Annotated in this window: 21 protein-coding genes; 13 read left to right on the top strand and 8 right to left on the bottom strand. The window is 62.0% G+C overall.

Annotated features, from left to right (window positions below; all coding sequences use genetic code 11):
- The first annotated feature begins 251 nt into the window (after nucleotides 1-251).
- A complete protein-coding gene (locus AO356_RS03620; protein WP_060738617.1) occupies nucleotides 252-2,345 on the top strand; it encodes an LTA synthase family protein in 2,094 nt (697 codons plus the stop codon).
- A 63-nt stretch (nucleotides 2,346-2,408) separates the two neighbouring features.
- On the opposite strand, the gene AO356_RS30580 is transcribed toward AO356_RS03620, so the two are convergent.
- Complete coding sequence (locus AO356_RS30580) at nucleotides 2,409-2,561, bottom strand: DUF3309 family protein (protein ID WP_003183939.1); 153 nt, start codon at nucleotides 2,559-2,561, stop codon at nucleotides 2,409-2,411.
- A 230-nt stretch (nucleotides 2,562-2,791) separates the two neighbouring features.
- Between AO356_RS30580 and AO356_RS03615 the strand changes: the two genes are divergently transcribed.
- The 3 genes from AO356_RS03615 to csrA all read left to right on the top strand — a co-directional run bounded on the left by AO356_RS03615 (nucleotide 2,792) and on the right by csrA (nucleotide 4,349).
- On the top strand, nucleotides 2,792-3,607 hold the full coding sequence (locus AO356_RS03615) for an SDR family oxidoreductase (protein WP_060738616.1): 816 nt from the start codon (nucleotides 2,792-2,794) through the stop codon (nucleotides 3,605-3,607).
- A 57-nt stretch (nucleotides 3,608-3,664) separates the two neighbouring features.
- A complete protein-coding gene (locus tag AO356_RS03610) occupies nucleotides 3,665-3,997 on the top strand; it encodes a YnfA family protein (RefSeq protein ID WP_060743066.1) in 333 nt (110 codons plus the stop codon).
- 151 nt (nucleotides 3,998-4,148) lie between these two features.
- Nucleotides 4,149-4,349, top strand: a complete 201-nt coding sequence (gene csrA, locus AO356_RS03605; protein ID WP_060738615.1) for a carbon storage regulator CsrA — start codon at nucleotides 4,149-4,151, stop codon at nucleotides 4,347-4,349.
- Here the strand turns inward: csrA and AO356_RS03600 are convergent.
- The 5 genes from AO356_RS03600 to mnmC all read right to left on the bottom strand — a co-directional run bounded on the left by AO356_RS03600 (nucleotide 4,338) and on the right by mnmC (nucleotide 11,926).
- Nucleotides 4,338-4,565: a YheU family protein gene (locus AO356_RS03600; protein ID WP_003199186.1), complete on the bottom strand. Its 228-nt coding sequence runs from the start codon at nucleotides 4,563-4,565 to the stop codon at nucleotides 4,338-4,340. The two genes, csrA and AO356_RS03600, sit on opposite strands and share 12 nt — an antisense overlap.
- A gap of 181 nt (nucleotides 4,566-4,746) precedes the next feature.
- Complete coding sequence (locus AO356_RS03595) at nucleotides 4,747-5,937, bottom strand: osmoprotectant NAGGN system M42 family peptidase (RefSeq protein ID WP_060738614.1); 1,191 nt, start codon at nucleotides 5,935-5,937, stop codon at nucleotides 4,747-4,749.
- Between the two features lie 201 nt (nucleotides 5,938-6,138).
- Complete coding sequence (gene ngg, locus AO356_RS03590) at nucleotides 6,139-7,884, bottom strand: N-acetylglutaminylglutamine synthetase (protein ID WP_060738613.1); 1,746 nt, start codon at nucleotides 7,882-7,884, stop codon at nucleotides 6,139-6,141.
- A gap of 3 nt (nucleotides 7,885-7,887) precedes the next feature.
- Nucleotides 7,888-9,660 carry an N-acetylglutaminylglutamine amidotransferase gene (locus tag AO356_RS03585; protein WP_060738612.1) on the bottom strand — a complete coding sequence of 591 codons (1,773 nt, stop codon included), beginning with the start codon at nucleotides 9,658-9,660 and terminating at the stop codon, nucleotides 7,888-7,890.
- 283 nt (nucleotides 9,661-9,943) lie between these two features.
- Complete coding sequence (gene mnmC, locus AO356_RS03580; RefSeq protein ID WP_060738611.1) at nucleotides 9,944-11,926, bottom strand: bifunctional tRNA (5-methylaminomethyl-2-thiouridine)(34)-methyltransferase MnmD/FAD-dependent 5-carboxymethylaminomethyl-2-thiouridine(34) oxidoreductase MnmC; 1,983 nt, start codon at nucleotides 11,924-11,926, stop codon at nucleotides 9,944-9,946.
- A 151-nt stretch (nucleotides 11,927-12,077) separates the two neighbouring features.
- Here mnmC and pap point away from each other — a divergent pair, with 151 nt between their 5' ends.
- Together pap and AO356_RS03570 are read left to right on the top strand one after the other, a co-directional pair.
- Complete coding sequence (pap, locus tag AO356_RS03575) at nucleotides 12,078-13,592, top strand: polyphosphate:AMP phosphotransferase (RefSeq protein WP_060738610.1); 1,515 nt, start codon at nucleotides 12,078-12,080, stop codon at nucleotides 13,590-13,592.
- A gap of 103 nt (nucleotides 13,593-13,695) precedes the next feature.
- Nucleotides 13,696-14,880, top strand: a complete 1,185-nt coding sequence (locus AO356_RS03570; RefSeq protein WP_060738609.1) for a thiolase family protein — start codon at nucleotides 13,696-13,698, stop codon at nucleotides 14,878-14,880.
- Nucleotides 14,881-15,057: 177 nt separating this feature from the next.
- On the opposite strand, the gene AO356_RS03565 is transcribed toward AO356_RS03570, so the two are convergent.
- Nucleotides 15,058-15,255, bottom strand: coding sequence for a DUF6316 family protein (locus AO356_RS03565; protein ID WP_060738608.1), 198 nt, complete (start codon nucleotides 15,253-15,255; stop codon nucleotides 15,058-15,060).
- Between the two features lie 191 nt (nucleotides 15,256-15,446).
- Here AO356_RS03565 and AO356_RS03560 point away from each other — a divergent pair, with 191 nt between their 5' ends.
- On the top strand, nucleotides 15,447-16,409 hold the full coding sequence (locus AO356_RS03560; RefSeq protein WP_060738607.1) for a DMT family transporter: 963 nt from the start codon (nucleotides 15,447-15,449) through the stop codon (nucleotides 16,407-16,409).
- A 185-nt stretch (nucleotides 16,410-16,594) separates the two neighbouring features.
- Here the strand turns inward: AO356_RS03560 and AO356_RS03555 are convergent, their stop codons facing one another.
- Nucleotides 16,595-17,989, bottom strand: coding sequence for a class II fumarate hydratase (locus tag AO356_RS03555; protein ID WP_060738606.1), 1,395 nt, complete (start codon nucleotides 17,987-17,989; stop codon nucleotides 16,595-16,597).
- Between the two features lie 202 nt (nucleotides 17,990-18,191).
- Between AO356_RS03555 and AO356_RS03550 the strand changes: the two genes are divergently transcribed.
- The 6 genes from AO356_RS03550 (at nucleotide 18,192) to AO356_RS03525 (ending at nucleotide 25,332) form a co-directional block, all read left to right on the top strand.
- Complete coding sequence (locus tag AO356_RS03550; RefSeq protein ID WP_060738605.1) at nucleotides 18,192-18,710, top strand: DUF2059 domain-containing protein; 519 nt, start codon at nucleotides 18,192-18,194, stop codon at nucleotides 18,708-18,710.
- A 12-nt stretch (nucleotides 18,711-18,722) separates the two neighbouring features.
- Nucleotides 18,723-19,022 (top strand): BolA family protein, encoded by a 300-nt coding sequence (locus AO356_RS03545; RefSeq protein ID WP_060738604.1) that lies wholly within the window; start codon nucleotides 18,723-18,725, stop codon nucleotides 19,020-19,022.
- A 269-nt stretch (nucleotides 19,023-19,291) separates the two neighbouring features.
- A complete protein-coding gene (locus AO356_RS03540) occupies nucleotides 19,292-20,233 on the top strand; it encodes a rhodanese-related sulfurtransferase (RefSeq protein ID WP_060738603.1) in 942 nt (313 codons plus the stop codon).
- Nucleotides 20,234-20,269: 36 nt separating this feature from the next.
- Complete coding sequence (locus tag AO356_RS03535; RefSeq protein WP_177431752.1) at nucleotides 20,270-20,872, top strand: DsbA family protein; 603 nt, start codon at nucleotides 20,270-20,272, stop codon at nucleotides 20,870-20,872.
- Entirely contained in the window at nucleotides 20,865-22,691 is a 1,827-nt protein-coding gene (locus AO356_RS03530) for an ABC transporter ATP-binding protein (RefSeq protein ID WP_060738601.1), read from the top strand. The genes AO356_RS03535 and AO356_RS03530 overlap by 8 nt, the downstream gene beginning before the upstream one ends.
- A 181-nt stretch (nucleotides 22,692-22,872) precedes the next feature.
- Nucleotides 22,873-25,332, top strand: coding sequence for an EAL domain-containing protein (locus AO356_RS03525; protein ID WP_060738600.1), 2,460 nt, complete (start codon nucleotides 22,873-22,875; stop codon nucleotides 25,330-25,332).
- Nucleotides 25,333-25,366 lie beyond the last annotated feature (34 nt).

Below are 25,366 nucleotides of genomic sequence, written 5' to 3'. Positions count from 1 at the left end.
AGTGTTCGGCTCAACCGCATTACCAGGCCGGGGATTTTTGTGTTTCTGGATATTCTTTGAACGAAATTTTCACTAAATCTTGCGGACAATCCCCCGCGCTCATCTCGCCGTCGGTTATTTAATGGCAATGCCATAGCCGTTCGTGCAACATTTGCGCACTCGCGCAAGCCCCGGGGCCAGGCTTTGGCCAACAGAGGGCGCGCCGTTGTTTCTCTTTTGTCACTCCAATTCCAATAGGGTCCTTAAACGACATGGCAATCCCGGACGCCCTGAGTCAGCAGCGCACCACGCATCGCCTGCTGCAACCGACCGTCAAATCGCACCTGGCCTACACGTTGCTTTGCGCCCTGGTGATGATGGTTATGTTAAGCCTGCTGCGCGTGGCGCTGCTGGTCTATAACCGCGAGATGATTCTCGACACCCCGGCCTCGACCTTCGTTGAAGCGTTCCTCAACGGCCTGCGCTTCGACTTGCGCCTGGTGATCTACCTCTGCATCCCGTTGCTGCTGGCGTTGTTCAGCGCAAGGGCCATGGCTGCCCGTGGTTTTTTTCGTTTCTGGCTGACCGTCACCTCCAGCATCGCGCTGTTCCTCGGCTTGATGGAGATGGACTTCTACCGTGAATTCCACCAGCGCCTCAACGGCCTGGTCTTCCAATATGTGAAGGAAGACCCGAAAACCGTGATGAGCATGCTCTGGTACGGTTTCCCGGTGGTGCGCTACCTGCTGGCCTGGGTTGGCGGTACCCTCATCCTCGCCCTGGCGTTCAAGGGCGCCGACCGCGCCACCCGTCCCCGTGGGCCGTTCAGTGGCGGTACTATCGGCACCCGGCAGATCGCCCCGTGGTATGGGCGTGTCGCGGTGTTCATGGTTTGCCTGCTGGTGGCCGTGGCCGCCGCGCGCGGCACCTTGCGCCAAGGTCCGCCGCTGCGTTGGGGGGATGTCTACACCACCGATTCGAACTTCGCCAACCAGTTGGGACTCAATGGCACGTTGTCGCTGGTGGCGGCGGCCAAGAGCCGGATGTCCGAAGACCGTGACAACATCTGGAAAGCCACCCTCGAGCAGCCGCTGGCGCAGCAGACCGTGCGTGACATGCTGGTGATGTCTGACGACAAACTCGTGGACACCGAGACCGCCGCCGTGCGCCGCGACTACACGCCGCCGGCGGACAAGACCCTGCCGATCAAGAACGTGGTCGTGATCCTCATGGAAAGCATGGCCGGTCACTCGGTGGGCGCCCTGGGCGCGCCGGGCAACATCACGCCTTACATGGACAAATTGTCCAAGGAAGGTCTGCTGTTCGACCGTTTCTTCTCCAATGGCACCCACACCCACCAGGGTATGTTCGCCACCATGGCGTGCTTCCCGAACCTGCCGGGTTTCGAATACCTGATGCAGACGCCGGAGGGCAGCCACAAGCTGTCAGGCTTGCCGCAACTGCTCAGCGCCCGGGACTACGACGACGTGTATGTCTACAACGGCGATTTCGCCTGGGACAACCAGTCGGGGTTCTTCAGCAGCCAGGGCATGACCAACTTCATCGGGCGTAACGACTTCGTGAACCCGGTGTTTTCCGACCCCACCTGGGGCGTGTCCGACCAAGACATGTTCGACCGTGGCCTGATCGAGCTCAAGGCACGGGAAAATGGCAAGCCGTTCTATGCCTTGCTGCAAACCCTGTCCAACCACACGCCTTATGCGTTGCCGACACCGTTGCCGGTCGAGCCGGTCACCGACCGTGGCAGCCTGAACGAACACTTGACGGCCATGCGCTACGCCGACTGGGCGCTGGGCCAGTTCTTCGAGAAAGCCCGCAAGGAGCCTTACTTCAAGGAAACCCTGTTCGTGGTGGTGGGCGACCATGGCTTTGGCAACGAACGCCAGATCACCGAAATGGACCTGGGCCGTTTCAACGTGCCGATGCTGTTGATCGGCCCGGGCGTCCAGGAAAAATTCGGCCAGCGCAGCCACACCGTGGGGACCCAGGTCGACATCGTGCCGACCATCATGGGCCGGCTCGGTGGGCAGGTACGGAACCAGTGCTGGGGCCGTGACCTGTTGAACCTGCCGGAAGGCGACACCGGTTTTGGCGTGATCAAGCCGTCGGGCAGTGAACAGACGACGGCGATCATTCGCGACGACAAGATCCTGGTCCTGCCGAAGGAGAAGGAAATGCCGCCGAAGATGTACCGTTATGAACTGGGCGCCAACCCTCATGCGCAAATCATCCCGGACGCACCGGACACCGCCGAGATGAAACTCAAGCTCGAATCGTTCCTGCAAACCGCGACCAAGAGCCTGTTGGATAACACCGCCGGCGTCGTCGACGGCAAGCCGGACTGATAAACGGCGAGCATAAAAAAGAGGCCTGTAAAGGCCTCTTTTTTTTTGCGCTTACTTAGTGGTTTATATCTTGCCCAGTAATAGCAGGACCAACAGCACCACCAACACTACACCAATGATACCGGACGGACCGTAACCCCAACTTCTGGAGTGCGGGAAGACCGGAAGACCACCGATCAGCAGGAGGATCAGGATGATGATAAGTATTGTGCCCATTTGTAGATTTCCTTATTGGTCAGTTTTGGAGTGTTGTAACTTCCAACTACCAGCACGCATGCGTTAAATCCGGGCGGCTTAATAAGTCCGACCGTAACGTCTGGTAAAAAATTCAAAGTTTTTGTAGCGGCTACGGTTTGCCCTCGCCATTCAGCAATTTGATGGAGCGTGGGTCCGGCAGGCGCCTTCGCTACACTCGGCCTATCTCTCCCGGAACAAGGCTGTTTGCTATGCAAAATCGCATGATGATCACTGGCGCCGGCTCCGGCCTGGGTCGCGAAATCGCGCTGCGTTGGGCCCGCGAAGGCTGGCACCTGGCCTTATCGGATGTCAGCGAACCAGGCCTTGTGGAAACCCTCAAACTCGTGCGCGCGGCGGGTGGCGACGGCTTCACCCAGCGCTGCGATGTGCGCGACTACAGCCAATTGACTGCGTTCGCCCAGGCTTGCGAAGAGAAGCTCGGCGGCATCGATATCATCGTCAACAATGCCGGCGTCGCTTCGGGCGGGTTCTTCAGCGAACTCTCCCTGGAGGATTGGGACTGGCAGATCGCGATCAACCTGATGGGCGTGGTCAAGGGCTGCAAGGCGTTCCTGCCGCTGCTGGAAAAAAGCCGCGGCAAGATCATCAACATTGCTTCCATGGCCGCCCTGATGCAGGGGCCAGCCATGAGCAACTACAACGTGGCCAAGGCCGGTGTGGTGGCGTTGTCGGAAAGCCTGCTGGTTGAACTGACGCAGCAGGAGGTGGGCGTACACGTGGTGTGCCCGTCGTTCTTCCAGACCAATCTGCTGGACTCCTTCCGCGGTCCGACCCCGGCCATGAAAGCCCAGGTTGGCAAATTGCTGGAAAGCTCGCCGATCAGCGCCGCCGACATTGCCGACTACATCTACCAGCAAGTCGCCCAGGGCCAGTTCATGATCCTGCCCCATGAACAGGGACGCATGGCGTGGGCCCTCAAGCAGAAGAACCCACAGTTGCTGTACGACGAAATGACCGTCATGGCCGACAAGATGCGCGCCAAGGCCCGGCAGAACCTGAATTGACCTGGCTGCCCGATGTCCTCAGGATGGCGCCATTCGGCCTTCCTGATGGACATCTGCATGCTCAATTACTTGTGGTTTTTTCTCGCCGCGCTGTTTGAAATCGCCGGTTGCTACGCCTTCTGGATGTGGCTGCGCCAGGGCAAGAGCGCGTGGTGGATCGCCCCGGCGCTGCTCAGCCTGACCTTGTTCGCCCTGTTGTTGACTCGCATCGAAGCGACGTACGCCGGGCGTGCCTACGCCGCCTATGGCGGCATCTATATCATTGCCTCGATTGGCTGGCTGGCCGTGGTGGAGCGGGTCCGGCCACTGGGTTCCGACTGGATTGGCGTGGCACTCTGCGTGTTGGGGGCGAGCGTGATTCTATTCGGCCCACGGCTCTCGGCGTCCTGAAATAACCTACGGTTCGGCAGGGTTTTGCAGGAAGTTTCCTTCAGTCGCAAGAACTTTGCTTGTAGGGCCTTACTGAATTCTCGACGGTGTCTTGAGAACGGAAAGCAGGCCGGGCATGGTCAGGGTCCAGACATTCTTAAGGACAAGAACCATGCTCGTATTAAGCCGCGCTGTGGGTGAGTTGATTTCCATCGGTGACGATATTTCCGTCCGTGTGTTGTCGGTCAGCGGCACCACCGTGCGTTTTGGCGTGGAAGCGCCACGGCACGTCGATGTCCATCGCTCCGAAATCTACGAAAAGATCCAGAGGAAAAAGGCCCACGCCGCCCGCAAGGCGTGTTCAGTCGAATAGGTGCTTGGGCACGTCGTGCTTGAGCATCAGTTGGCACTGTTCGCTTTCGGGGTCGAAGACGATCAACGCCTGGCCTTTGGTCAGCGCTTGCCGGACCCGTAGAACCCGCGTTTCCAGGGGCGTGTCGTCACCGTTGTCGGTGCCGTCGCGGGTCACGAAGTCCTCGATCAGGCGAGTGAGTGTGTCGACTTCGAGTTGGTCGTGGGGGATGAGCATGGGGTACCTCGGCTAGACAATGAGGCGATGCTACGGCCAATGGGCTTTTGCGGCTAGCCTTGGGTTTTGTGGGGCCTGTTCTGGCCTCATCGCGAGCAAGCTCGCTCCCACAGGGGAATGCATCTCAAGTGTGGGAGCGAGCTTGCTCGCGATGGCAATAGCCCAGGCAGTGAATGTTGGATCAGCTATCCGACCGCTGCCCCACCAGGCTATCCACCGACGGCACTCGGGTATCGCTTTCCATCTGTGCATCGTGCTCGATCTGGTGACTGAAGCGGTCCAGCGAGCCTTGGGCCGGTTGTGCGTCGCTGGCGAACACCGGTGGGCTGAGAATGTAGGCGCCGAGCAGGCGGCTGAGGGCGGCCAGGCTGTCGATGTGGGTGCGTTCGTAGCCATGGGTGGCGTCGCAGCCGAAGGCGAGCAGGGCGGTACGAATATCGTGGCCGGCGGTGATGGCCGAATGAGCGTCGCTGAAGTAATAGCGGAACAGGTCCCGGCGTGCCGATATGTCGTTCTCCTTGGCCAGTTTCAGCAAGTGCCGCGACAGGTGATAGTCGTAGGGGCCTCCGGAGTCCTGCATCGCTACGCTGACCGAATGCTCGCTCGAGTGCTGGCCGGGGGCGACGGGGGCGATGTCGATGCCGACGAATTCACTGACGTCCCAGGGCAGCGCGGCCGCGGCGCCGCTACCGGTTTCCTCGGTGATGGTGAACAGTGGGTGACAATCGATCAGCAGTTCTTCACCGCTGTCGACAATCGCCTTGAGCGCCGCCAGCAGCGCCGCGACCCCGGCCTTGTCGTCCAGGTGCCGGGCGCTGATGTGGCCGCTTTCGGTGAATTCCGGCAGGGGATCGAAGGCCACGTAATCGCCGATGCCCACCCCGAGGGTTTCGCAGTCGGCGCGGGTGGCGCAATAGGCGTCCAGGCGCAATTCGATGTGGTCCCAACTGATGGGCATTTCGTCCACGGCGGTGTTGAACGCGTGCCCGGACGCCATCAATGGCAGTACGCTGCCGCGAATCACGCCGGTGTCGGTAAACAGGCTGACCCGGCTGCCTTCGGCAAACCGGCTGGACCAGCAACCTACCGGGGCCAGGGTCAGGCGACCGTTGTCCTTGATGGCCCGCACCGCGGCACCGATGGTATCCAGGTGCGCCGAGACGGCCCGGTCGGGGCTGCTCTTGCGGCCCTTGAGCGTGGCGCGGATCGTGCCGCGACGGGTCATTTCGAACGCGATACCCAGCTCCTCGAGCCGCTCGGCGACGTAGCGCACGATGGTGTCGGTAAAGCCGGTAGGGCTGGGAATGGCGAGCATTTCCAGCAGGACTTTCTGCAGGTATTCGAGATCCGGTTCGGGAATTTTACTGATCATGGAAACTCCTGATGGGTTGAGCGCATCGATGGTTTCGATGAGTGAGTCCGACTGTTGGATGACGGTGCCTGCACTGGCCTTATCGCGAGCAAGCTCGCTCCCATAGAGTTTTTGCAGTGAACACAGAATGTATAAACACCAAAAATTCCATGTGGGAGCGAGCTTGCTCGCGATGAGGACTGTTCAGGCACCACAGTTCTGCTAGGCCACCGTCTGGCTATGAGGAAACAACAAATCCACAAAGCGCTCGGCGGTGGGCTGGGGTTCGTGGTTGGCCAGGCCGGCGCGTTCGTTGGCTTCGATGAACACGTACTCGGGTTGATCGGCCGCCGGCACCAGCAGGTCGAGGCCGACCATGGGAATGTCCAACGCCCGCGCGGCGCGCACCGCCGCATCGACGAGGGTCGGATGCAGGATGGCGGTGACATCCTCCAGCACGCCGCCGGTATGCAGGTTTGCCGTACGCCGGACGAACAGGTGTTCCCCGGCCGGCAGCACGCTGTCGTAGTCGAACCCCGCCGCGTTGAGTGTGCGCAGGGTCTCGGCATCCATCGGGATCTTGCTTTCGCCGCCCGTGGCGGCCTGCCGTCGGCGGCTTTGGGCTTCAATCAACGCGCCGATGGTGTGCCGGCCGTCGCCGATCACCTCCGCCGGACGCCGGATCGCCGCCGCCACCACTTCAAAGCCGATCACCAGGATGCGCAGGTCCAGCCCTTCGTGGAAGCTTTCCAGCAACACCTGGCTATCGAACTGCCGAGCCGTCTCGATGGCGCTCTGCACTTCCTCGATGGTGCGCAGATCCACCGCCACGCCTTGGCCCTGTTCCCCGTCCAGCGGCTTGACCACCACCCGTTCGTGCTCATCGAGGAACGCCAGGTTGTCATCGGCATTGCCCGCCAACTGTTGGGCCGGCAGGTTCAGGCCGGCGCTTTTCAGTACCTTGTGGGTCAGGCTTTTGTTCTGGCACAAGGTCATGCTGATGGCGCTGGTCAGGTCGCTCAGGGATTCGCGGCAGCGCACCCGGCGGCTGCCGTGGACCAGGGTGAACAAGCCGGCCTCGGCATCGTCCACCTGCACTTCGATGCCTCGACGGTGAGCTTCTTCGACAATGATCCGCGCATAAGGATTGAACTGCGCCTCGGGACCTGGGCCGAGGAACAACGGCTGGTTGATGCCGTTCTTGCGCTTGATGGCGAAGGTCGAGAGATGGCGAAAACCGAGTTTGGCGTAGAGGTTTTTCGCCTGGCGATTGTCATGCAGCACCGACAGGTCGAGGTAACTCAAGCCCCGGCTCATGAAATGCTCGATGAGGTGACGCACCAGCACTTCGCCCACACCGGGCCGTGGGCATTGCGGATCGACGGCCAGGCACCAGAGGCTGCTGCCGTTTTCCGGGTCGTTGAAGGCCTTCTGATGATTCAGGCCCATGACGCTGCCGATTACCGTACCGGTGTCGTCGTCTTCGGCCAGCCAGTAGACCGGGCCGCCCTCGTGGCGCGGGGTCAGTCGCAGCGGGTCGATGGGCAACATGCCCCGGGCCTGGTAGAGCTGGTTGATGGCCTGCCAGTCGGTCTCGCTCTGGGCCCGGCGAATTCGGAAACCGCGAAACACCCGGGTGGACTGGCGATAGTCGCTGAACCACAGGCGCAAGGTGTCGGATGGATCGAGGAACAGTTGCGCCGGTTCCAACCCCAGCACTTGCTGGGGCGCGGCCACGTACAAGGCAATGTCGCGTTCACCGGGTTGTTCGTTGAGCAGTTCCCGGGCCAGGCTCGCCGGGTCCGGGAAGGTGTGGCCGATCAGCAGTCGGCCCCAGCCGCAATGCACCGCGATCGGGTCGGCGCCCAATTCGCTGCCGTCTTCGGCCAGGCGTGCCTGCAGGCGTTCGTAAGAAGGCGCCTGGCCGCGCAAGAGGCGTTGGTTGTGAACGGTTGCGTGAGGTTTCATCGATCAGATTCCTTGCTCGCTGAGCCACAGGTTCAGCGCCGCCAGTTGCCACAGTCGCGAACCGCGCAACGGCGTGAGCTGGCCGTTGGGGTCGGTGAGCAGGCGGTCGAGCATGGCCGGGTTGAACAGGCCGCGATCCTGGCTCGGATCCAGCAGCAGCTCGCGGACCCAGGCCAGGGTATGGCCTTCCAGGTGCTTGAGGCCCGGCACCGGGAAATAACCTTTCTTGCGGTCGATCACCTCGCTGGGGATCACCCGTCGGGCGGCTTCCTTGAGCACCTGCTTGCCGCCATCGGGCAACTTGAACTGCGCCGGGACCCGGGCCGAAAGCTCCACCAAGCGGTAGTCCAGGAACGGCGTGCGCGCTTCCAGGCCCCAGGCCATGGTCATGTTGTCGACGCGCTTGACCGGGTCGTCCACCAGCATCACGGTGCTGTCCAGGCGCAGGGCCTTGTCCACCGCGGCATCGGCTCCGGGTTGGGCGAAATGTTCTTTGACGAAGTCACCGGCCGCATCATTGGCCGTCAGCCAGTTGGGTTGCACAGTGGCGGCATATTCTTCGTAGCTGCGGTCGAAGAACGCAGCGCGATAGGCGGCGTACGGATCGCTGGCGCCATCGACCTGCGGGTACCAGTGGTAACCGGCGAACAGCTCGTCGGCACCCTGGCCGCTTTGTACGACTTTGCAATGCTTGGCCACTTCCCGCGACAGCAGGTAGAAGGCGATGCAATCGTGGCTGACCATCGGCTCGCTCATGGCGCGGAACGCGGCGGGCAGTTGCTCGATGATCTCTTTTTCGTCGATGCGCAGTTGGTGGTGGCGGGTGCCGTAGTGCTTGGCGATCAGGTCCGAATATTGGAATTCGTCACCGCGTTCGCCGCCGGCATCCTGGAAACCGATGGAGAACGTGGACAGGTCTTCCACGCCCACTTCTCGCAACAGACCCACCAACATGCTTGAGTCGACGCCCCCGGACAGCAGCACGCCGACATCCACGGCGGCACGCTGGCGAATGGCTACGGCTTCACGGGTGCTGTCGAGCACACGGTCGATCCAGTCTTCCAGGTTCAGGTGCTGTTCGTCGGCCCGAGGGCCGTAGGGCAGGGTCCACCAGGTTTTCTGCTCGGTGGTGCCGTCGGCTTCGATTCGCATCCAGGTAGCGGGCGGCAGTTTTTCAACACCGGCCAGCAAGGTACGGGGCGCCGGAACCACGGCGTGGAAATTCAGATAATGGTTGAGAGCCACCGGGTCGAGCATGGGGTTGATGTCGCCGCCCTTGAGCAACGCCGGCAATGCCGAGGCGAAGCGTAGCCGCTGGCCGGTGCGCGACAGGTACAGCGGCTTGACGCCGAGGCGGTCGCGGGCGATGAACAGCCGCTTGGCATCGCGCTCCCAGATAGCGAACGCGAACATGCCGTTGAGCTTGGGCAGCAGCGCTTCGCCCCAGGCGTGGTAGCCCTTGAGCAGCACTTCGGTGTCGCCACCGGAATAGAAGGTGTAGCCCAGGGCTTCGAGTTCGGTGCGCAGTTCCGGGTAGTTGTAGATCGCGCCGTTGAAGGCCAGGGACAGGCCCAGTTGATTGTCGATCATCGGCTGGGCCGAGCCGTCCGACAGGTCCATGATTTTCAGGCGCCGATGGCCCAGGGCGATCGGCCCCTGGCTATGAAAACCCCACGCATCGGGGCCGCGAGGGGCCAGGTGATGGGTGATCCGCTCTACGGCCGCAAGGTCCGCAGGTTGTTGATCGAAACGTAACTCTCCAGCTAATCCGCACATAAGTCCTTACCGGTTTTTCCGTTGGGGAGGGGTCAAGCAGCACGCGCCAAAAGGGCGGGTACCCTGAAACTGACCGGAGGGATTGCTGTGAGTTTTAGATCGATGCGTTATAAGCCGGCGGGCGGGTGGGTTGGTCTGCCATGGGATTTAAAGATAGGCGAACCTGTGGGAGCTGAGCTTGCTCGCGATGGTGGTGGATCAGCCGGCATCTTAGTAGGCTGACACATCGCCATCGCGAGCAAGCTCAGCTCCCACAGGGTTTGTTGTGAGCCATCCATCGGGGTCAGGCCTTGCCCCGAATCAAGGCCCGCAACGCAAACCGGTTCGGGTGGCAGGCCTCGGCCACGCTGCGGGGCAGTGGCAGGGGTTCGTTGTCCAGCCAGGCGGCGATCAGTTCGCCCGACAGGGGCGCGGTGATCAGGCCTCGGGAACCGTGGCCGCTGTTGATGTACAGGCCCGCGAGCCACGGGCAAGGGGCGTCCGGTACTTGGCGGGCGTCTTTGCCCAGGGCCGCATAGGCGTCGGTAAAGGCCTGGCGGTCGGCCAACGGTCCGACAATCGGCAGGTAATCCGGGCTGGTGCAGCGAAACGCCACGCGGCCTTCGAGGTGCTCCGGGTCCAAGGTAGCGGCGTTCAAGCGCTGCACCAGGTCTTGGGAGATTTCTTCGAGCATGCGCAGGTTGCCGGCGTGCTCGGCGGCGGTGGGGGTCAGGTCGTCGCTGTTGAAGTCGAAACTGGCGCCCAGGGTGTGTTCGCCCTGCCGCGGCGGCGCCACATAACCTTCGGCGCAGACCACCGTCGCCAGGCTCTGGCTGCGGTGGGTTTGCGGCAGACGGGTGATCTGCCCGCGAATGCGCTTGAGCGGCAAGTCGGCAGCCGGTTCGAAGCGTTTGATCTCGGCAGCACTGGCGAGAATCACCACCGGTGCGCTGGCCAGGCAGCGTTCGCTGTCCCACGCCTGCCATTGGCCGTCGACGCGGCGCAGGTGCAGCACGTCATGATGGGGTTGCACATCGATCGCCGGTCCCGAGGCTTGCCAGCGACACAATGCTGGCGGATGCACCCAGCCGCCCTCGGGATAAAACAAGCCTCCACAGGCCAGGCCGATGCCGGATCGGGCCTGGGCTTCGGACTGATCCAGGGTGTGCAGTAAATCCGTTGGGAACGCCTCGGCCAATTGTACCTGACGCTCGGCTTCCTTGCTGTTGAAGGCCAGTTGCAAGACGCCACAGGCATCCCAATCAACGCCGCGTTGCAGTTGCTCCAGCACACGTCGGGTGTAGCCGAAGCCGCTGAGGATCATCTGTGACAATGCGGTGCCGTGGGCCGACAACTTGAGGTACAGCACGCCCTGGGGGTTTCCGGAGGCCTCCTCGGCCAACCCGGCATGCCGCTCCAGCAGTGTCACCTGCCAGCCACGGGCGGCGAGGCTCGCCGCGCTGGCACAACCGGCCAGGCCACCGCCGACCACCAGGGCCCGGCGCTCGCCGGTGGGTGGCACGGGGCGGGCGTACCAGGGTTTTGCCGGGGACGGCGTCGCTGTCTGCTCCGGCCAGCCAAGAAACACGCCCCGCAGGATTTCCCACTTATGGCCGATGCCCGGCGTGCGCTTCATCTTGAAGCCCGCCGCGTTCAGCAGGCGCCGGACCCAGCCGGTGCTGGTGAAAGTACTGAGGGTGGCGCCGGGTGCGGCCAGCCGGGCCAGTTCGGCGAACAGCTCGGCGGTCCACATTTCGGGGTTTCGGGCCGGTGCGAAACCGTCCAGGAACCAGGCGTCGATCTGCCCGTCCAACTGCGGCAACTGCTCCAGGGCATCGCCGATCAACAAGGTCAGCATCACCCGCCCATTGGCCAGGACCAGGCGCTGGAAACCCTGATGGATCGCCACGTATTGCCCAAGCAGTTGCTCGGCCTGGGGGGCGAGCTGCGGCCAGAGGGCCAGGGCCCGACACAGGTCCTGCTGGGTCAATGGGTACTTCTCGACGCTGACGAAATGCAGCCGCGCCCCGGTCGGCGCGCATTGTTCGAACAACTGCCAGGCGCAGAGGAAGTTCAAGCCGGTGCCAAAGCCGGTTTCGCCGATCACCAGGCGCCCGTCGGCGGGCAGCGCGGCAAAGCGCTCGGCCAGGTTGTTCTGCTCGAGGAACACGTAACGGGTTTCTTCCAGCCCGGACTGATCGGAGAAATACACGTCGTCGAATACCCGCGAGCGCGGGCGACCCTGGTCGTCCCAGTCGAGTTGGGCGTGGTGCTGTACAGGCGTCATGGCAGGCTCGGTCGAAACTGAGCGGCCATTCTAGCCGATCGGTATCGGCTTGCTTGACCCATCGCAACACAGCGTTGTTCTTGATGGAATCTGCTGCACAGGGCCGCATCCAATCCGCTAGTCTTGCCCCAATCCCTGGAAGGAGCTGTCCATGTTCGAATCCGCTGAAATCGGTCACGTCATCGATAAAGAAACCTTTGAAGCCGAGGTGCCGGCCCTGCGTGAAGCACTGCTGGAAGCGCAGTTCGAGTTGCAGCAGCAGGGTCGGTTTCCGGTCATCGTGTTGATCAACGGCATCGAAGGCGCGGGCAAGGGCGAGACGGTGAAGTTGCTCAACGAATGGATGGACCCGCGGCTGATCGAAGTGCGCACCTTCGATCAGCAGACCGACGAGGAACTGGCGCGGCCTCCCGCGTGGCGTTATTGGCGGATGCTGCCGGCCAAGGGGCGCATGGGGATTTTCTTCGGCAACTGGTACAGCCAGATGCTGCAAGGCCGGGTCCATGGCGAATTCAAGGATCCACGGCTCGACCAGGCGATCGCCGGTGCCGAGCGCCTGGAAAAAATGCTCTGCGATGAAGGCGCGCTGATTTTCAAGTTCTGGTTCCACCTGTCCAAGAAACAGATGAAGGCCCGGCTCAAGGGGCTCAAGGATGACCCGCTGCACAGTTGGCGCATCAGCCCGCTGGATTGGCAGCAATCCCAGACCTATGACAAGTTCGTCAAATACGGCGAGCGTGTGCTGCGCCGCACCAGTCGTGATTACGCGCCCTGGCATGTGATCGAAGGCATGGACAGCTGTTATCGCAGCCTCACCGTCGGGCGGATCCTGCTCGACGGCTTGCGCCAGGCCCTGGACCGGCCGAAGATCAAGCCGCAAAAGGTCAGCGTGGCGCCGCTGCCCGAGTTGGATGGCCAGATCACGTTGCTCGACAGCCTGGACATGACCCGGCGCCTGGACAAGGCCGACTACGAAGAACAACTGATCACCGAGCAGGCGCGCTTCGCCGGGCTGCTGCGGGACAAACGCATGCGCCAGCATGCCCTGGTGGCGGTGTTCGAAGGCAACGACGCGGCGGGCAAGGGCGGGGCGATCCGGCGGGTCACGGCGGCCCTGGACCCGCGCCAATACAGCATCGTGCCCATTGCCGCACCCACGGAAGAAGAGCGCGCCCACCCCTACATGTGGCGGTTCTGGCGGCATATTCCCGCACGCGGCAAGTTCACCATGTTCGACCGCTCCTGGTACGGCCGGGTGCTGGTGGAGCGGGTCGAAGGGTTTTGCAGCCAGGCCGACTGGCTGCGGGCTTACGGGGAAATCAACGATTTCGAGGAACAGCTCGCCGATGCCGGCGTGGTGGTGGTCAAGTTCTGGCTGGCCATCGATAAGGAAACCCAACTGGAACGTTTCCAGGAGCGCGAGGACATCCCGTTCAAGCGCTTCAAGATCACTGAGGATGACTGGCGCAACCGCGACAAGTGGGATGCCTACCGCGCCGCGGTGTGCGACATGGTCGACCGCACCAGCACCGAGATTGCCCCCTGGACCTTGGTGGAGGCCAACGACAAGCGCTGGGCGCGGGTCAAGGTGTTGCGCACCCTCAACCAGGCGCTGGAGGCGGCTTTCGAGCGCAGTGCGAGACAGGCTCGCAAGAAGAAGCGCTAGGGCGATGGGCGCGCATACGCGAGGTGAATGATTGTCGCGGTCGGTTATCCAGTGGATCTATGCTCGATCCACTCTCAACCGACTACAACAATGAGGTACAGCCATGCGTGAAGTGGTGATCGTCGACAGCGTACGGACCGGCCTGGCCAAGTCCTTTCGTGGCAAGTTCAACATGACCCGTCCGGATGACATGGCGGCCCATTGCGTCAATGCCTTGCTGGCGCGCAACGACATCAACCCGGCCAGTGTCGAGGACTGTATCGTCGGGGCCGGGTCCAATGAAGGTGCCCAGGGCTACAACATCGGGCGCAACGTGGCGGTGCTCTCGCAATTGGGCATCGGCACGGCCGGCATGACCCTCAACCGCTTCTGTTCTTCGGGCCTGCAAGCCATTGCCATCGCCGCCAACCAGATCGCTTCCGGTTGCAGCGACATCATCGTGGCCGGCGGGGTGGAGTCCATCAGCCTGACGATGAAAAGCGTCAACACCGACAACCTGATCAACCCGCTGCTCAAGGAGCAGGTGCCCGGGATTTATTTTCCCATGGGCCAGACCGCCGAGATCGTCGCCCGCCGTTACCAGGTCAGCCGCGAGGAGCAGGACCGTTACGCCTTGCAGAGCCAGCAACGCACCGCCAAGGCCCAGGCGGCGGGGTTGTTCGATGACGAAATCATCCCGATGGCGGTCAAGTACCGGGTCGAGGACAAGAACACGGGTGTCGTTCAGATCCTCGATGGCGTGGTCGATCATGATGACTGCAACCGTCCCGACACCACCTATGAAAGCCTCGCGGGCCTGAAGCCGGTGTTCGCCGAAGACGGCTCGGTGACGGCGGGCAACTCCTCGCAGTTGTCCGACGGGGCCTCGATGACCTTGGTGATGAGCCTGGAAAAGGCCCTGGCCCTGGGGCTCAAGCCCAAGGCGTTTTTCCGTGGCTTTACGGTGGCCGGTTGCGAGCCGGACGAAATGGGCATCGGCCCGGTGTTTTCGGTGCCCAAGCTGCTCAAGGCCAAGGGCTTGCAGATCGCCGATATCGACCTGTGGGAACTCAACGAGGCGTTCGCTTCCCAGTGCCTGTACAGCCGCGACCGGCTGGAAATCGATCCGCAGAAATACAACGTCAACGGCGGCTCGATCTCCATCGGCCATCCGTTCGGCATGACCGGTTCGCGGCAGGTGGGGCATCTGGTGCGTGAGCTGCAACGGCGCAACCTGCGTTACGGCATCGTGACCATGTGCGTGGGCGGCGGGATGGGGGCTACGGGGTTGTTCGAGGCGGTGGGATAACCACGGGCTTGGGGAGGTCGGCGGCTTTTGTGGCCAGGGAGCTTGTGTGGCGAGGGAGCTTGCTCCCGCTCGGCTGCGAAGCAGTCGTTAACCTGTCGATGCGGTTTATTGACGGGGCAGGGGGGCCGCTTCGCGACCCAGCGGGAGCAAGCTCCCTCGCCACAAGAGAGCGGTGCGCTAGCTGGCGACCTGAGTCAGTTGCAGCATTCGCTGTACATACGCCTCCACTTCCCGCAACGCATCCTCGCGACTGGCGAATGGCCCTTCCTGGGTGCCTTCCCGGGTATTGAAGTAAAACTCGCCGTTTATCCGGCAAATCCGGTCACTGGGAAAGACCATCGCAGGGGCGAGGTCCTGGGCGCGTTTGCCGAGCATGGGGGGCTCCAAAGAGGTGGCGGGATCAGGTTGAGTGAAGTTTAGGGGCTGGTGCTGACGGCTGCTTGGCGAGCCGATAGGCGGCCATGTGCCATACCCGTAGCCGGTTCAATTAATCCCCAACTGTTCCTGTGTTGCTGGGCGATAGAGGCCTAGAATGGGCGTTCTTTGTCTTGGGCTTCGAGGGTTGCATGCACATATCGTCCGGTCGCTGGGTCTACGGCTTGTTCCTTGCCCTGTTGACCGCCCTGCTCTGGGGAATCCTGCCGATCAAGCTCAAGCAAGTGCTGCAAGTGATGGACCCGGTCACCGTGACCTGGTTTCGCTTGCTGGTGTCCGGCGGTTTGCTGTTCATCTATTTGGCGGCCACCCGGCGCCTGCCCAGTCGCAAGGTGCTCGGCCCTCGTGGCGGCTGGCTGGTGGCGATGGCGGTGCTCGGGCTGGTGGGCAACTACGTGTTGTACCTGATGGGCCTGAATCGCTTGAGCCCCGGCACCGCGCAACTGGTGGTGCAGATGGGGCCGATCATGTTGCTGGTCGCCAGCCTGTTCGTGTTCAAGGAGCGGTTCAGCGTGGGGCAGGGCATCGGCCTGCTGGTGTTGCTGATCGGTTTCACGCTGTTTTTCAACCAGCGCCTGGGCGAGTTGCTGACGTCCCTGAGCGACTACACCGCCGGGGTGCTGATGGTGTTGCTGGCGTCGACGGTCTGGACGTTCTATGCCCTGGGCCAGAAGCAATTGTTGACGGTGTGGAACTCGTTGCAGGTGATGATGGTGATCTACCTGTTCTGCGCGCTGCTGCTCACACCCTGGGTGCATCCGTTGGAGGCGCTGCAATTGAGCCCGCTGCAAGGCTGGTTGTTGCTCGCTTGCTGCCTCAACACCCTGATTGCCTATGGCGCGTTCGCCGAAGCCCTGGCCCATTGGGAAGCGTCGCGGGTCAGCGCGACCCTGGCGATCACGCCGCTGGTGACCTTCGCCGTGGTGGCAATGGCGGCCTGGTGGTGGCCTGATTATGTCCATGCCGAGCAGATCAACCTGCTGGGCTATGGCGGAGCGGTGCTGGTGGTCCTGGGGTCGGCGCTGGTCGCCCTGGGGCCCTCGCTGATCGCCGGCCTCAGGGCCCGACGCGAGCGTTTGGCTGTCGGGCGTTAGCCCCCTGTGGGAGCGAGCCTGCTCGCGATAGCGGCTCACGAGTCAACAGTGATGCCGAGCCTGCCGGGCTCATCGCGAGCAAGCTCGCTCCCACAGTGGATCTTCAGTGGATGTAATGTCGCGGTCCACGTTGCCCTGTGGGAGCGAGCTTGCTCGCGATAGCGCACTATCGATCAAGGCAAAACTCAGCCCTGGCTACCCGCTTCCAGCATATTCTCCGGCCTCACCCAGGCATCGAACTCTTCATCGGTGAGATACCCCAGCTGCAACGCCGCTTCGCGCAAGGTCAGCCCTTCACCGTAGGCTTTCTTGGCGATTTCCGCTGACTTGTCGTAGCCGATGTGCGGGTTCAGCGCGGTCACCAGCATCAACCCACGTTCCAGGTGCGCGGCCATCTGCTCGGCGTCCGGTTCGAGCCCGGCGATGCAGTGCTGCTGGAAGTTGCTGCAGCCATCGGCCAACAGGCGAATCGATTGCAGCAGGTTGTGGATGATCACCGGTTTGAACACGTTCAACTGCAAATGCCCCTGGCTGGCGGCAAAACCGATGGTCACGTCGTTGCCCATGACCTGGCAGGCCAGCATCGACAAGGCTTCGCACTGGGTCGGGTTGACCTTGCCGGGCATGATGGAACTGCCCGGTTCGTTGGCCGGCAATTTCACCTCGGCGAACCCGGCCCGTGGTCCGGAGCCCAGCAGGCGCAGGTCGTTGGCGATTTTCATCAGGGTCACGGCGAGGGTTTTCAGCGCGCCGGACAACGAGGTCAGGGGTTCATGGCCGGCCAACGCGGCAAACTTGTTGGGTGCGGTGACGAACGGCAGGCCCGACAGCGCCGCCAGTTCTGCGGCAATCGCTTCGCCGAACCCATGGGGTGAATTGAGCCCGGTGCCCACTGCCGTGCCGCCCTGGGCCAGTTCGCAGACCGCCGGTAGCGCAGCGCGGATCGCCCGTTCGGCGTAATCGAGCTGGGCAATGAACGCCGACAGTTCCTGGCCAAAGGTGATCGGCGTGGCATCCATCATGTGGGTACGGCCGGTCTTGACCAACTTCATGTGGCGCGCGGCCAGTTCCGCGAGACCGCCGGACAGCTCGCCGATGGCCGGCAACAATTGCTGATGGACGGCCTGGGCGGCGGCGATGTGCATGGCGGTGGGGAAGCAGTCGTTGGAACTCTGCGAACGGTTGACGTGGTCGTTGGGGTGCACCGGGCTCTTGCCGCCGCGGGGGTTGCCGGCCAGTTCGTTGGCGCGTCCGGCGATCACTTCGTTGACGTTCATGTTGCTCTGGGTCCCGCTGCCGGTCTGCCAGACCACCAGCGGGAATTGGTCGTCATGCTGGCCGTCCAGCACTTCGTCGGCGGCCTGTTCGATCAGGCGGGCGATGTCGGCGGGCAGGTCGCCATTGCGATCATTGACCCGCGCGGCGGCCTTCTTGATCAGCGCCAGGGCGTGCAACACCGACAGCGGCATGCGTTCGTTGCCAATGGCGAAGTTGATCATGGAACGCTGCGTCTGCGCGCCCCAGTAGGCGTCGTCCGGGACTTCAACCTGGCCAAGGCTGTCGGTTTCGATACGGCTCATCGGGTCAAACTCCTTAAAGGCTGAATGCGCAGTTTAGGCCCAGATGGGCCGCTCCGGTTCCCTCAATCATCCCTCAATCCAGCAACGGTGGCTTGGGCCCGTCAATCGGACCCGACAACCGTCGGGGTTGAGCCCCGGCGTTTTTTAGGCGCAGAATGGTCGCCCTTGGGGTTTTACCTCGCCTGTAATGAAAGGAAACTCGATGACCCGTCTTCGTGCCATCTGTACCGCAGTTGCTCTGGTGTGTGCCAGCGGCCCTGTTTTCGCCGATACCGCCAGCCACAACGCCAGCGCCGAAGCGTTCCTGACCCTGGCGCACGCTGACAAACTGGGCACTCCGGTGTACATGCAAGTGCAGCAGATGTTTGCCCAGCGCTTTGAACAGACCAAGGCCCCTGAGTCGAAAAAAGCCACCCTGGAAACCTACCAGGCCAAGGCCAATGCCGCGCTGGACCAAGCCATCGGCTGGAACAAGCTCAAGCCGGACATGGTCAAGCTCTACACCAGCAACTTCAACGAATCGGAGCTCAAGGACCTGGTCGCTTTCTACCAGTCGCCATTGGGCAAGAAAGTCCTGGAAAAAATGCCACAGTTGACCCAGCAATCGGCCCAACTGACCCAGGCCAAGCTTGAGAGCGCAGTGCCGGTGGTCAACAAGCTGCTGGCCGACATGACGGCCGAGCTCGAGCCAAAAGCCGCTCCAGCCAAGAAAAAGCCGTAAGCGGAGCCCGGTATGAGCATGCAACAACGCATCGAATCAACGCTTGGGCTGTTGCAGCCCGAGCATTTGCAAGTGCTGGATGAAAGCCACATGCACAGCCGTGGCCTGCAGACCCACTTCAAGGCGGTGGTGGTCAGCCAGCAGTTCGAAGGGCTCAATCGTGTCAAGCGTCACCAGAAGGTCTATGGCACGCTGGGCGAGCTGATGGGCGAATTCCATGCGTTGGCGCTGCACACCTACACACCCGAGGAGTGGGCCCGGATCGACGCCGCCCCGGCTTCGCCCACCTGTGCCGGTGGCAGCAAGCACTGAAAGTGGTTGTTTGTCGCGCGGATGCTTGTTGTGGCGAGGGAGCTTGCTCCCGCTGGACCGCGAAGCGGTCCCCTGGAAACTGATACAGACGACGGCTTCGCCGCCGAGCGGGAGCAAGCTCCCTCGCCACAATTGGTCCAGCTCCCAGGCGCGTGCAGCTCCTAAAGCCACCGTGTCTTTGCTAGAATCCGCAACGCGCCGCTTACCCGGCGCGTTTTTTTTCGCATCCGGTTCACCCTTTACGAGGGTAGCCACCTGGAGAAACACCCATGACACAACCCATTGTCGTGGCGGCACTGTATAAGTTCGTCACCCTGGAAGATTACGTCGAGCTGCGTGAGCCCTTGCTCAAGGCCATGCTCGACAACGGCATCAAAGGCACGTTGCTGATCGCCGAGGAAGGCATCAACGGCACGGTCTCCGGCACCCGCGAAGGCATCGACGGGCTGCTGGCCTGGCTCAAGAACGATCCGCGCATGATCGACATCGACCATAAAGAGTCGTATTGCGATGAGCAGCCGTTCTACCGCACCAAGGTCAAGCTCAAGAAAGAAATCGTCACCCTTGGCGTCGAAGGCGTGGATCCGAACAAGCAAGTCGGCACCTACGTCGAACCGCAGGACTGGAACGCGCTGATCAGCGACCCGGAAGTGCTGCTGATCGACACCCGCAACGATTATGAAGTGTCCATCGGTACCTTCGAAGGCGCCATCGACCCCAAGACCACCAGCTTTCGCGAGTTCCCCGAGTACATCAAGGCCCACTTCGACCCGGCCAGGCACAAGAAAGTCGCGATGTTCTGCACCGGTGGTATTCGCTGTGAAAAAGCCTCCAGCTACATGCTCGGCCAGGGGTTCGGCGAGGTCTATCACCTCAAGGGCGGCATCCTGAAATACCTCGAAGAGGTCCCTCAGGAAGAAACCAAGTGGCGTGGCGACTGCTTCGTGTTCGATAACCGCGTGACCGTTCGCCACGACCTCAGCGAAGGGGACTACGATCAATGTCACGCTTGTCGTACTCCGGTGAGCGTAGAAGACCGCGCTTCGGAGCACTATGTGCCTGGCATCAGTTGCCCGCATTGCTGGGATAAGCTGAGCGAGAAAACCCGTCGCAGCGCCATCGACCGGCAGAAACAGATCGAGTTGGCCAAGGCGCGCAACATGCCGCACCCGATCGGCTACAACTACAAGCAAACATCTTCCGAGGCTTGAGCCATGACGTCACGCCTGCTCTATGTGATGGACCCGATGTGTTCCTGGTGCTGGGGCTTTGCGCCAGTGGCCGAGGCGTTGGTCGAGCAGGCGCACGCCGCGGGTGTGGAGTTGCACCTGGTGGTGGGCGGTTTGCGCACCGGCAGCGGTTCGGCGCTGGAGCCGACCACCCGGCGCTACATTCTCGAGCACTGGCAGGCCGTGACCCAGGCCACCGGCCAGCCCTTCAAGCTTGAAGGCGCGTTGCCGGATGGTTTCGTCTACGACACCGAACCCGCCTGCCGGGCATTGGTAACGGCCCGCAGCCTGGCCCCGGACCTGGCCTGGACGCTGGTGAAACTGATCCAACAGGCCTTTTATGTACAAGGCCGTGACGTCACCCACGCCAGCGTCCTGGTGGAGCTGGCCGAGCAGGCCGGGCTGCCACGCATCGAATTCGCCGCGGCTTTCGACCGCGCCGACCAACATGCGGCCACCGCAGCGGATTTCACCTGGGTCCAGGATTTGGGTATTGCCGGGTTCCCCACGCTGCTGGCCGAGCGTGACGGCCAGTTGGCCTTGCTGACCAACGGTTACCAGCCCCTGAGCCAGTTGTCGCCCTTGCTTGGCCGCTGGCTGGAGCGCGCGACCTGTGCCTGAGCGACCGTCAGCCCCATCGACCTCGCAGCGCATCGACCGGTTGAGCTGGGCGGAGATCCGTCGCCTGGCCCTCAAACATAAAAAAGCCCTGTGGATCGCCAACGGCGTGGCCGTGCTGGCGACGCTGTGCAGCGTGCCGATTCCGTTGCTGTTGCCGCTGCTGGTGGACGAGGTCCTGCTGGGCCACGGCGATGCGGCCTTGAAGGTCATGAACCATGCCTTGCCCACGGCGTGGCAGAGCGCAGCCGGCTATATCGGGCTGATGTTGCTGGCGACCCTGACCCTGCGCTGTGGCGCCTTACTGTTCAACGTGGTGCAGGCGCGCTTGTTCGCCAGGCTGGCCAAGGACATTGTCTATCGCATTCGCATCCGCTTGATCGAACGTCTCAAGCGAATCTCCCTGGGCGAGTACGAAAGCCTGGGCAGCGGCACCGTGGCGGCCCACCTGGTCACCGACCTGGACACCCTCGACAAATTCATCGGCGAGACCCTCAGCCGTTTCCTGGTGGCGATGCTGACCCTGGTGGGCACCGCCGGGATCCTGGTGTGGATGCACTGGGAACTGGCGCTGCTGATCCTGCTGTTCAACCCGCTGGTGATCTACGCCACGGTGCAACTGGGCAAGCGGGTCAAGCACCTCAAGAAACTGGAGAACGACAGCACCTCGCGCTTCACCCAGGCCTTGACCGAAACCCTGGATGCCATCCAGGAAGTGCGCGCCGGCAACCGCCAGGGTTATTTTCTTGGCCGATTGGGGATGCGTGCCAAGGAGGTCCGCGATTACGCCGTGAATTCACAGTGGAAAACCGACGCCTCGAACCGCGCCAGTGGTTTGCTGTTCCAGTTCGGCATCGATATTTTCCGCGCGGCGGCCATGCTCACCGTGGTGTTTTCCGACCTGTCCATCGGTCAGATGCTGGCGGTGTTCAGCTACCTCTGGTTCATGATCGGTCCGGTCGAGCAGCTGTTGAACTTGCAGTACGCCTATTACGCGGCCGGCGGCGCCTTGAACCGGATCAACGAACTGCTGGCCCGGGCTGACGAGCCCCAGTACACGGGGGGCGTCGATCCGTTCAAGGGCCGTGACACCGTGGGCATCGAAATCCAGGGGTTGAGTTTCGGTTACGGCGAGGAGCTGGTGCTCGACCAGTTGAACCTGTCCATTTCCCCGGGCGAGAAAGTCGCCATCGTCGGGGCCAGTGGCGGCGGCAAGAGCACCTTGGTGCAGTTGCTGCTGGGGCTGTACACGCCACAGTCGGGCAGTATTCGTTTCGGCGGCGCCACGCAGCAGGAGATCGGCCTGGAAACCATTCGGGAGAATGTTGCAGTGGTGTTGCAACATCCGGCGCTGTTCAACGACACGGTACGGGCCAACCTGGCCATGGGCCGTGAGTGCAGCGACGACGATTGCTGGCGGGCATTGGAAATCGCCCAGCTCGACGCCACGGTACGGGCGCTGCCCCAGGGCCTGGAAAGCGTTGTAGGGCGTTCCGGGGTTCGGCTGTCGGGCGGACAGCGCCAACGGCTGGCCATCGCCCGCATGGTACTGGCCGACCCACGGGTGGTGATTCTCGACGAAGCCACCTCGGCATTGGACGCAGCCACCGAGTACAACCTTCACCAGGCACTGGCGCGTTTTTTGAGCGCACGCACCACGTTGATCATCGCCCACCGGCTTTCGGCGGTGAAGCAGGCCGATCGGGTATTGGTGTTCGACGGTGGGCAAGTCGCCGAAGACGGCGACCATTTGCAGTTGATTGCCGACGGGGGCCTCTACGCTCGACTCTACGGTCATTTGCAACAGATACAACAGCCTTGAGTTTCCCGCCGTTTTCTGTGCTTAGTATCGGAAAAAACAGGCAAACCCGCCGATTCTTCCAAATTCCACGCAAAGATCTCTTCATCCATTCATTCTATGGGTCGAAAACTAGCCTAGGCTGTTGAGTCAGGAGCGGAATTCTGGCGGGTGTTCGTCCGGCAGTACCTGTGCAAGGGACCTCATGAAGCAAAAGCAGACTCTCGGAACACCACGGCTGCTGGGCATCGTCTGGCCCTTTATTGCCGTTGTGCTATTTCAGGCATTGCTTGGCGGCGTCAGCCTTTACGTGCTTTCCGCAGTCCGCGGCTATGTAGCGGGGGAGAGTCTCTGGTCCAAGGGCCAGAAAGACGCGATCTATTACCTCAACCTCTACGCCGACAGCCGTGACGAGGCGATTTTTCGCAAATACCAGCAAGCCATCGCCGTACCCGAGGGTGGCCATGAGCTGCGGGTAGCGCTGGACCGCCAACCGCCGAACCTGGAAGCGGCGCGGGCCGGCATCCTCAAGGGCGGCAATCATCCGGACGATGTGGCCAGCGTGATCTGGCTTTATCTGAATTTCCGTCACTTCAGTTACCTGGAAGAAGCCATCGATCTCTGGACGGTGGGTGATGGCTACCTGACCGAACTGGATAACGTCGCCCGGCAGATGCACAGCAGTATTGTCGCGGGCCAGGCGTCAGAGGTGGATATTCGCGGCTGGAAGGCCCAGATCTTTGCGATCAACGATTCCGTCACCCCGGCTGCCAAGGCGTTCAGCGACGCCTTGGGCGAGGGGTCGCGTTTCATCCTGCGGCTCTTGCTGGTGACCAATTTCGCCACCGCCCTGGGGTTGATCGTCCTGGCGTTGTTGCGTACCCATAAACTGCTGGCCCAGCGGCAGGTGTTCGCCAATGCGCTGCAGATGGAGAAAGAGCGGGCACAGATCACCCTGCAATCCATCGGTGATGGGGTGATCACCACCGACGTGGAGGGGGGCATCGCCTACATGAACCCCGCCGCCGAAGCGATGACCCATTGGAAGGCCGAGCACGCCACGGGCTTGCCCCTGGCGGCGCTGTTCAATTTGCTCGATGACAATGCCCAGACCGAAGGGCTGACCCTGATCGAGCACATCCTCAGCGGTCGGCTCAGCGGCGCCAGTGAACATTCGAAACTGATCCAGCGCCTGGATGGCAGCACCGTGTCGGTCACCCTGGTGGGCGCGCCGATCCGCCATGCGGGCAAGGTCAGTGGCGCCGTGCTGGTGCTGCATGACATGACCCAGGAGCGGCAATACATCGCCAACCTGTCATGGCAGGCCACCCATGACGCCCTGACTGGCCTGGCCAACCGCCGGGAGTTCGAGTATCGCCTCGAGCAGGCCTTGCACAACCTCACTCGCCAGATCGGGCGCCATGCCTTGATGTTTCTCGACCTGGATCAGTTCAAGCTGGTCAACGACACCTGCGGTCATGCGGCGGGTGACGAATTGTTGCGGCATATCTGCGCCTTGCTGCAGTCGGGGTTGCGGGAAAATGACACCCTGGCCCGATTGGGTGGCGATGAGTTCGGGATCCTGCTGGAGAACTGTTCGCCGGAGGCGGCGGAAAAAATCGCCGAAGGGCTGCGCCAGACCGTGCAGAACCTGCACTTTGTCTGGAAGGGCCGGCCGTTCGTGACCACCGTGAGCATCGGCCTGGTGCATATCGCCCAGACCCCGACGACCCTGGAGGCTTCCCTGCGGGCCGCCGACATGGCCTGTTACATGGCCAAGGAAAAGGGGCGCAACCGGGTCCAGGTCTATCATGCCGACGACTCGGAGTTGTCCCTGCGCTTTGGCGAGATGGCCTGGGTCCAGCGCTTGCACATGGCCCTGGAGGAAAACCGCTTTTGCTTGTATGCCCAGGAAATCGCCGCGCTGGGGCCGGGCGATCATGGTGGCGGGCACATTGAAATCCTGTTGCGCCTGCATGACGAAGCCGGGCGGATGATCCTGCCGGACAGCTTCATTCCCGCGGCGGAACGCTACGGGCTGATGACGTCCCTGGACCGTTGGGTGGTGGAGAATGTCTTCAAGATTATCCGCCAGTGCCTGAATGAATCGCGGCAGGGGCCCATGGCGATGTGTGCGATTAATCTGTCAGGCACAACTATCGGAGATCAGGCGTTCCTCGACTTCCTGCGTAAACAGTTCGTGGCCTACTCGATTCCGCCGGAAATGATTTGTTTTGAAATTACAGAGACCAGCGCTATTTCGAATTTGGGCAGTGCGATCCGCTTTATCAATGAACTCAAGAGCTTGGGCTGCTATTTCTCTCTGGATGACTTTTGCGCCGGAATGTCTTCATTCGCTTACCTGAAACATTTACCTGTAGACTTCTTGAAGATCGACGGGAGTTTCGTAAAGGATATGCTGGACGACCCGATTAACCGTGCAATGGTCGAAGTGATCAATCACATCGGTCACGTCATGGGTAAGCGCACGATTGCCGAGTTCGTTGAAACCGCCCAGATCGAGCAGGCATTGCTGGAGATAGGGGTGGACTTCGCTCAGGGGTATGTGATCGAACGCCCGCAATTGTTTACCTGCGACACGTTGCAATGTCGGCCGGCCCGGCCCCAGCCGCTGTTATTCAAGGCCCCCGGCACGTTCCGCTGAACCTCTTGTTGATCCGAGAAAATCACAATCAAAA

It is taken from the genome of Pseudomonas fluorescens (assembly GCF_001307275.1).
In the GTDB taxonomy this organism is placed as follows: Bacteria; Pseudomonadota; Gammaproteobacteria; order Pseudomonadales; family Pseudomonadaceae; genus Aquipseudomonas; species Aquipseudomonas fluorescens_AA.
The sequence above is the reverse complement of the archived record's forward strand: the minus strand, read 5'-3'. Positions and strand labels throughout refer to the sequence as shown.

What these genes read in the sequence shown, in the direction of transcription:
- AO356_RS03535 (WP_177431752.1), top strand. Translation starts at nt 20,270, where the DNA reads ATGTGTTCCTGGTGCTGGGGCTTTGCGCCAGTGGCCGAGGCGTTGGTC.
- csrA (WP_060738615.1), top strand. Translation starts at nt 4,149, where the DNA reads ATGCTCGTATTAAGCCGCGCTGTGGGTGAGTTGATTTCCATCGGTGAC.
- ngg (WP_060738613.1), bottom strand. Translation starts at nt 7,884, where the DNA reads ATGAAACCTCACGCAACCGTTCACAACCAACGCCTCTTGCGCGGCCAG.
- AO356_RS03565 (WP_060738608.1), bottom strand. Translation starts at nt 15,255, where the DNA reads ATGCTCGGCAAACGCGCCCAGGACCTCGCCCCTGCGATGGTCTTTCCC.
- AO356_RS30580 (WP_003183939.1), bottom strand. Translation starts at nt 2,561, where the DNA reads ATGGGCACAATACTTATCATCATCCTGATCCTCCTGCTGATCGGTGGT.
- AO356_RS03595 (WP_060738614.1), bottom strand. Translation starts at nt 5,937, where the DNA reads ATGATCAGTAAAATTCCCGAACCGGATCTCGAATACCTGCAGAAAGTC.
- AO356_RS03560 (WP_060738607.1), top strand. Translation starts at nt 15,447, where the DNA reads ATGCACATATCGTCCGGTCGCTGGGTCTACGGCTTGTTCCTTGCCCTG.
- AO356_RS03570 (WP_060738609.1), top strand. Translation starts at nt 13,696, where the DNA reads ATGCGTGAAGTGGTGATCGTCGACAGCGTACGGACCGGCCTGGCCAAG.
- AO356_RS03550 (WP_060738605.1), top strand. Translation starts at nt 18,192, where the DNA reads ATGACCCGTCTTCGTGCCATCTGTACCGCAGTTGCTCTGGTGTGTGCC.
- AO356_RS03610 (WP_060743066.1), top strand. Translation starts at nt 3,665, where the DNA reads ATGCTCAATTACTTGTGGTTTTTTCTCGCCGCGCTGTTTGAAATCGCC.
- AO356_RS03585 (WP_060738612.1), bottom strand. Translation starts at nt 9,660, where the DNA reads ATGTGCGGATTAGCTGGAGAGTTACGTTTCGATCAACAACCTGCGGAC.
- mnmC (WP_060738611.1), bottom strand. Translation starts at nt 11,926, where the DNA reads ATGACGCCTGTACAGCACCACGCCCAACTCGACTGGGACGACCAGGGT.
- AO356_RS03555 (WP_060738606.1), bottom strand. Translation starts at nt 17,989, where the DNA reads ATGAGCCGTATCGAAACCGACAGCCTTGGCCAGGTTGAAGTCCCGGAC.
- AO356_RS03620 (WP_060738617.1), top strand. Translation starts at nt 252, where the DNA reads ATGGCAATCCCGGACGCCCTGAGTCAGCAGCGCACCACGCATCGCCTG.
- AO356_RS03600 (WP_003199186.1), bottom strand. Translation starts at nt 4,565, where the DNA reads ATGCTCATCCCCCACGACCAACTCGAAGTCGACACACTCACTCGCCTG.
- pap (WP_060738610.1), top strand. Translation starts at nt 12,078, where the DNA reads ATGTTCGAATCCGCTGAAATCGGTCACGTCATCGATAAAGAAACCTTT.
- AO356_RS03540 (WP_060738603.1), top strand. Translation starts at nt 19,292, where the DNA reads ATGACACAACCCATTGTCGTGGCGGCACTGTATAAGTTCGTCACCCTG.
- AO356_RS03545 (WP_060738604.1), top strand. Translation starts at nt 18,723, where the DNA reads ATGAGCATGCAACAACGCATCGAATCAACGCTTGGGCTGTTGCAGCCC.
- AO356_RS03525 (WP_060738600.1), top strand. Translation starts at nt 22,873, where the DNA reads ATGAAGCAAAAGCAGACTCTCGGAACACCACGGCTGCTGGGCATCGTC.
- AO356_RS03615 (WP_060738616.1), top strand. Translation starts at nt 2,792, where the DNA reads ATGCAAAATCGCATGATGATCACTGGCGCCGGCTCCGGCCTGGGTCGC.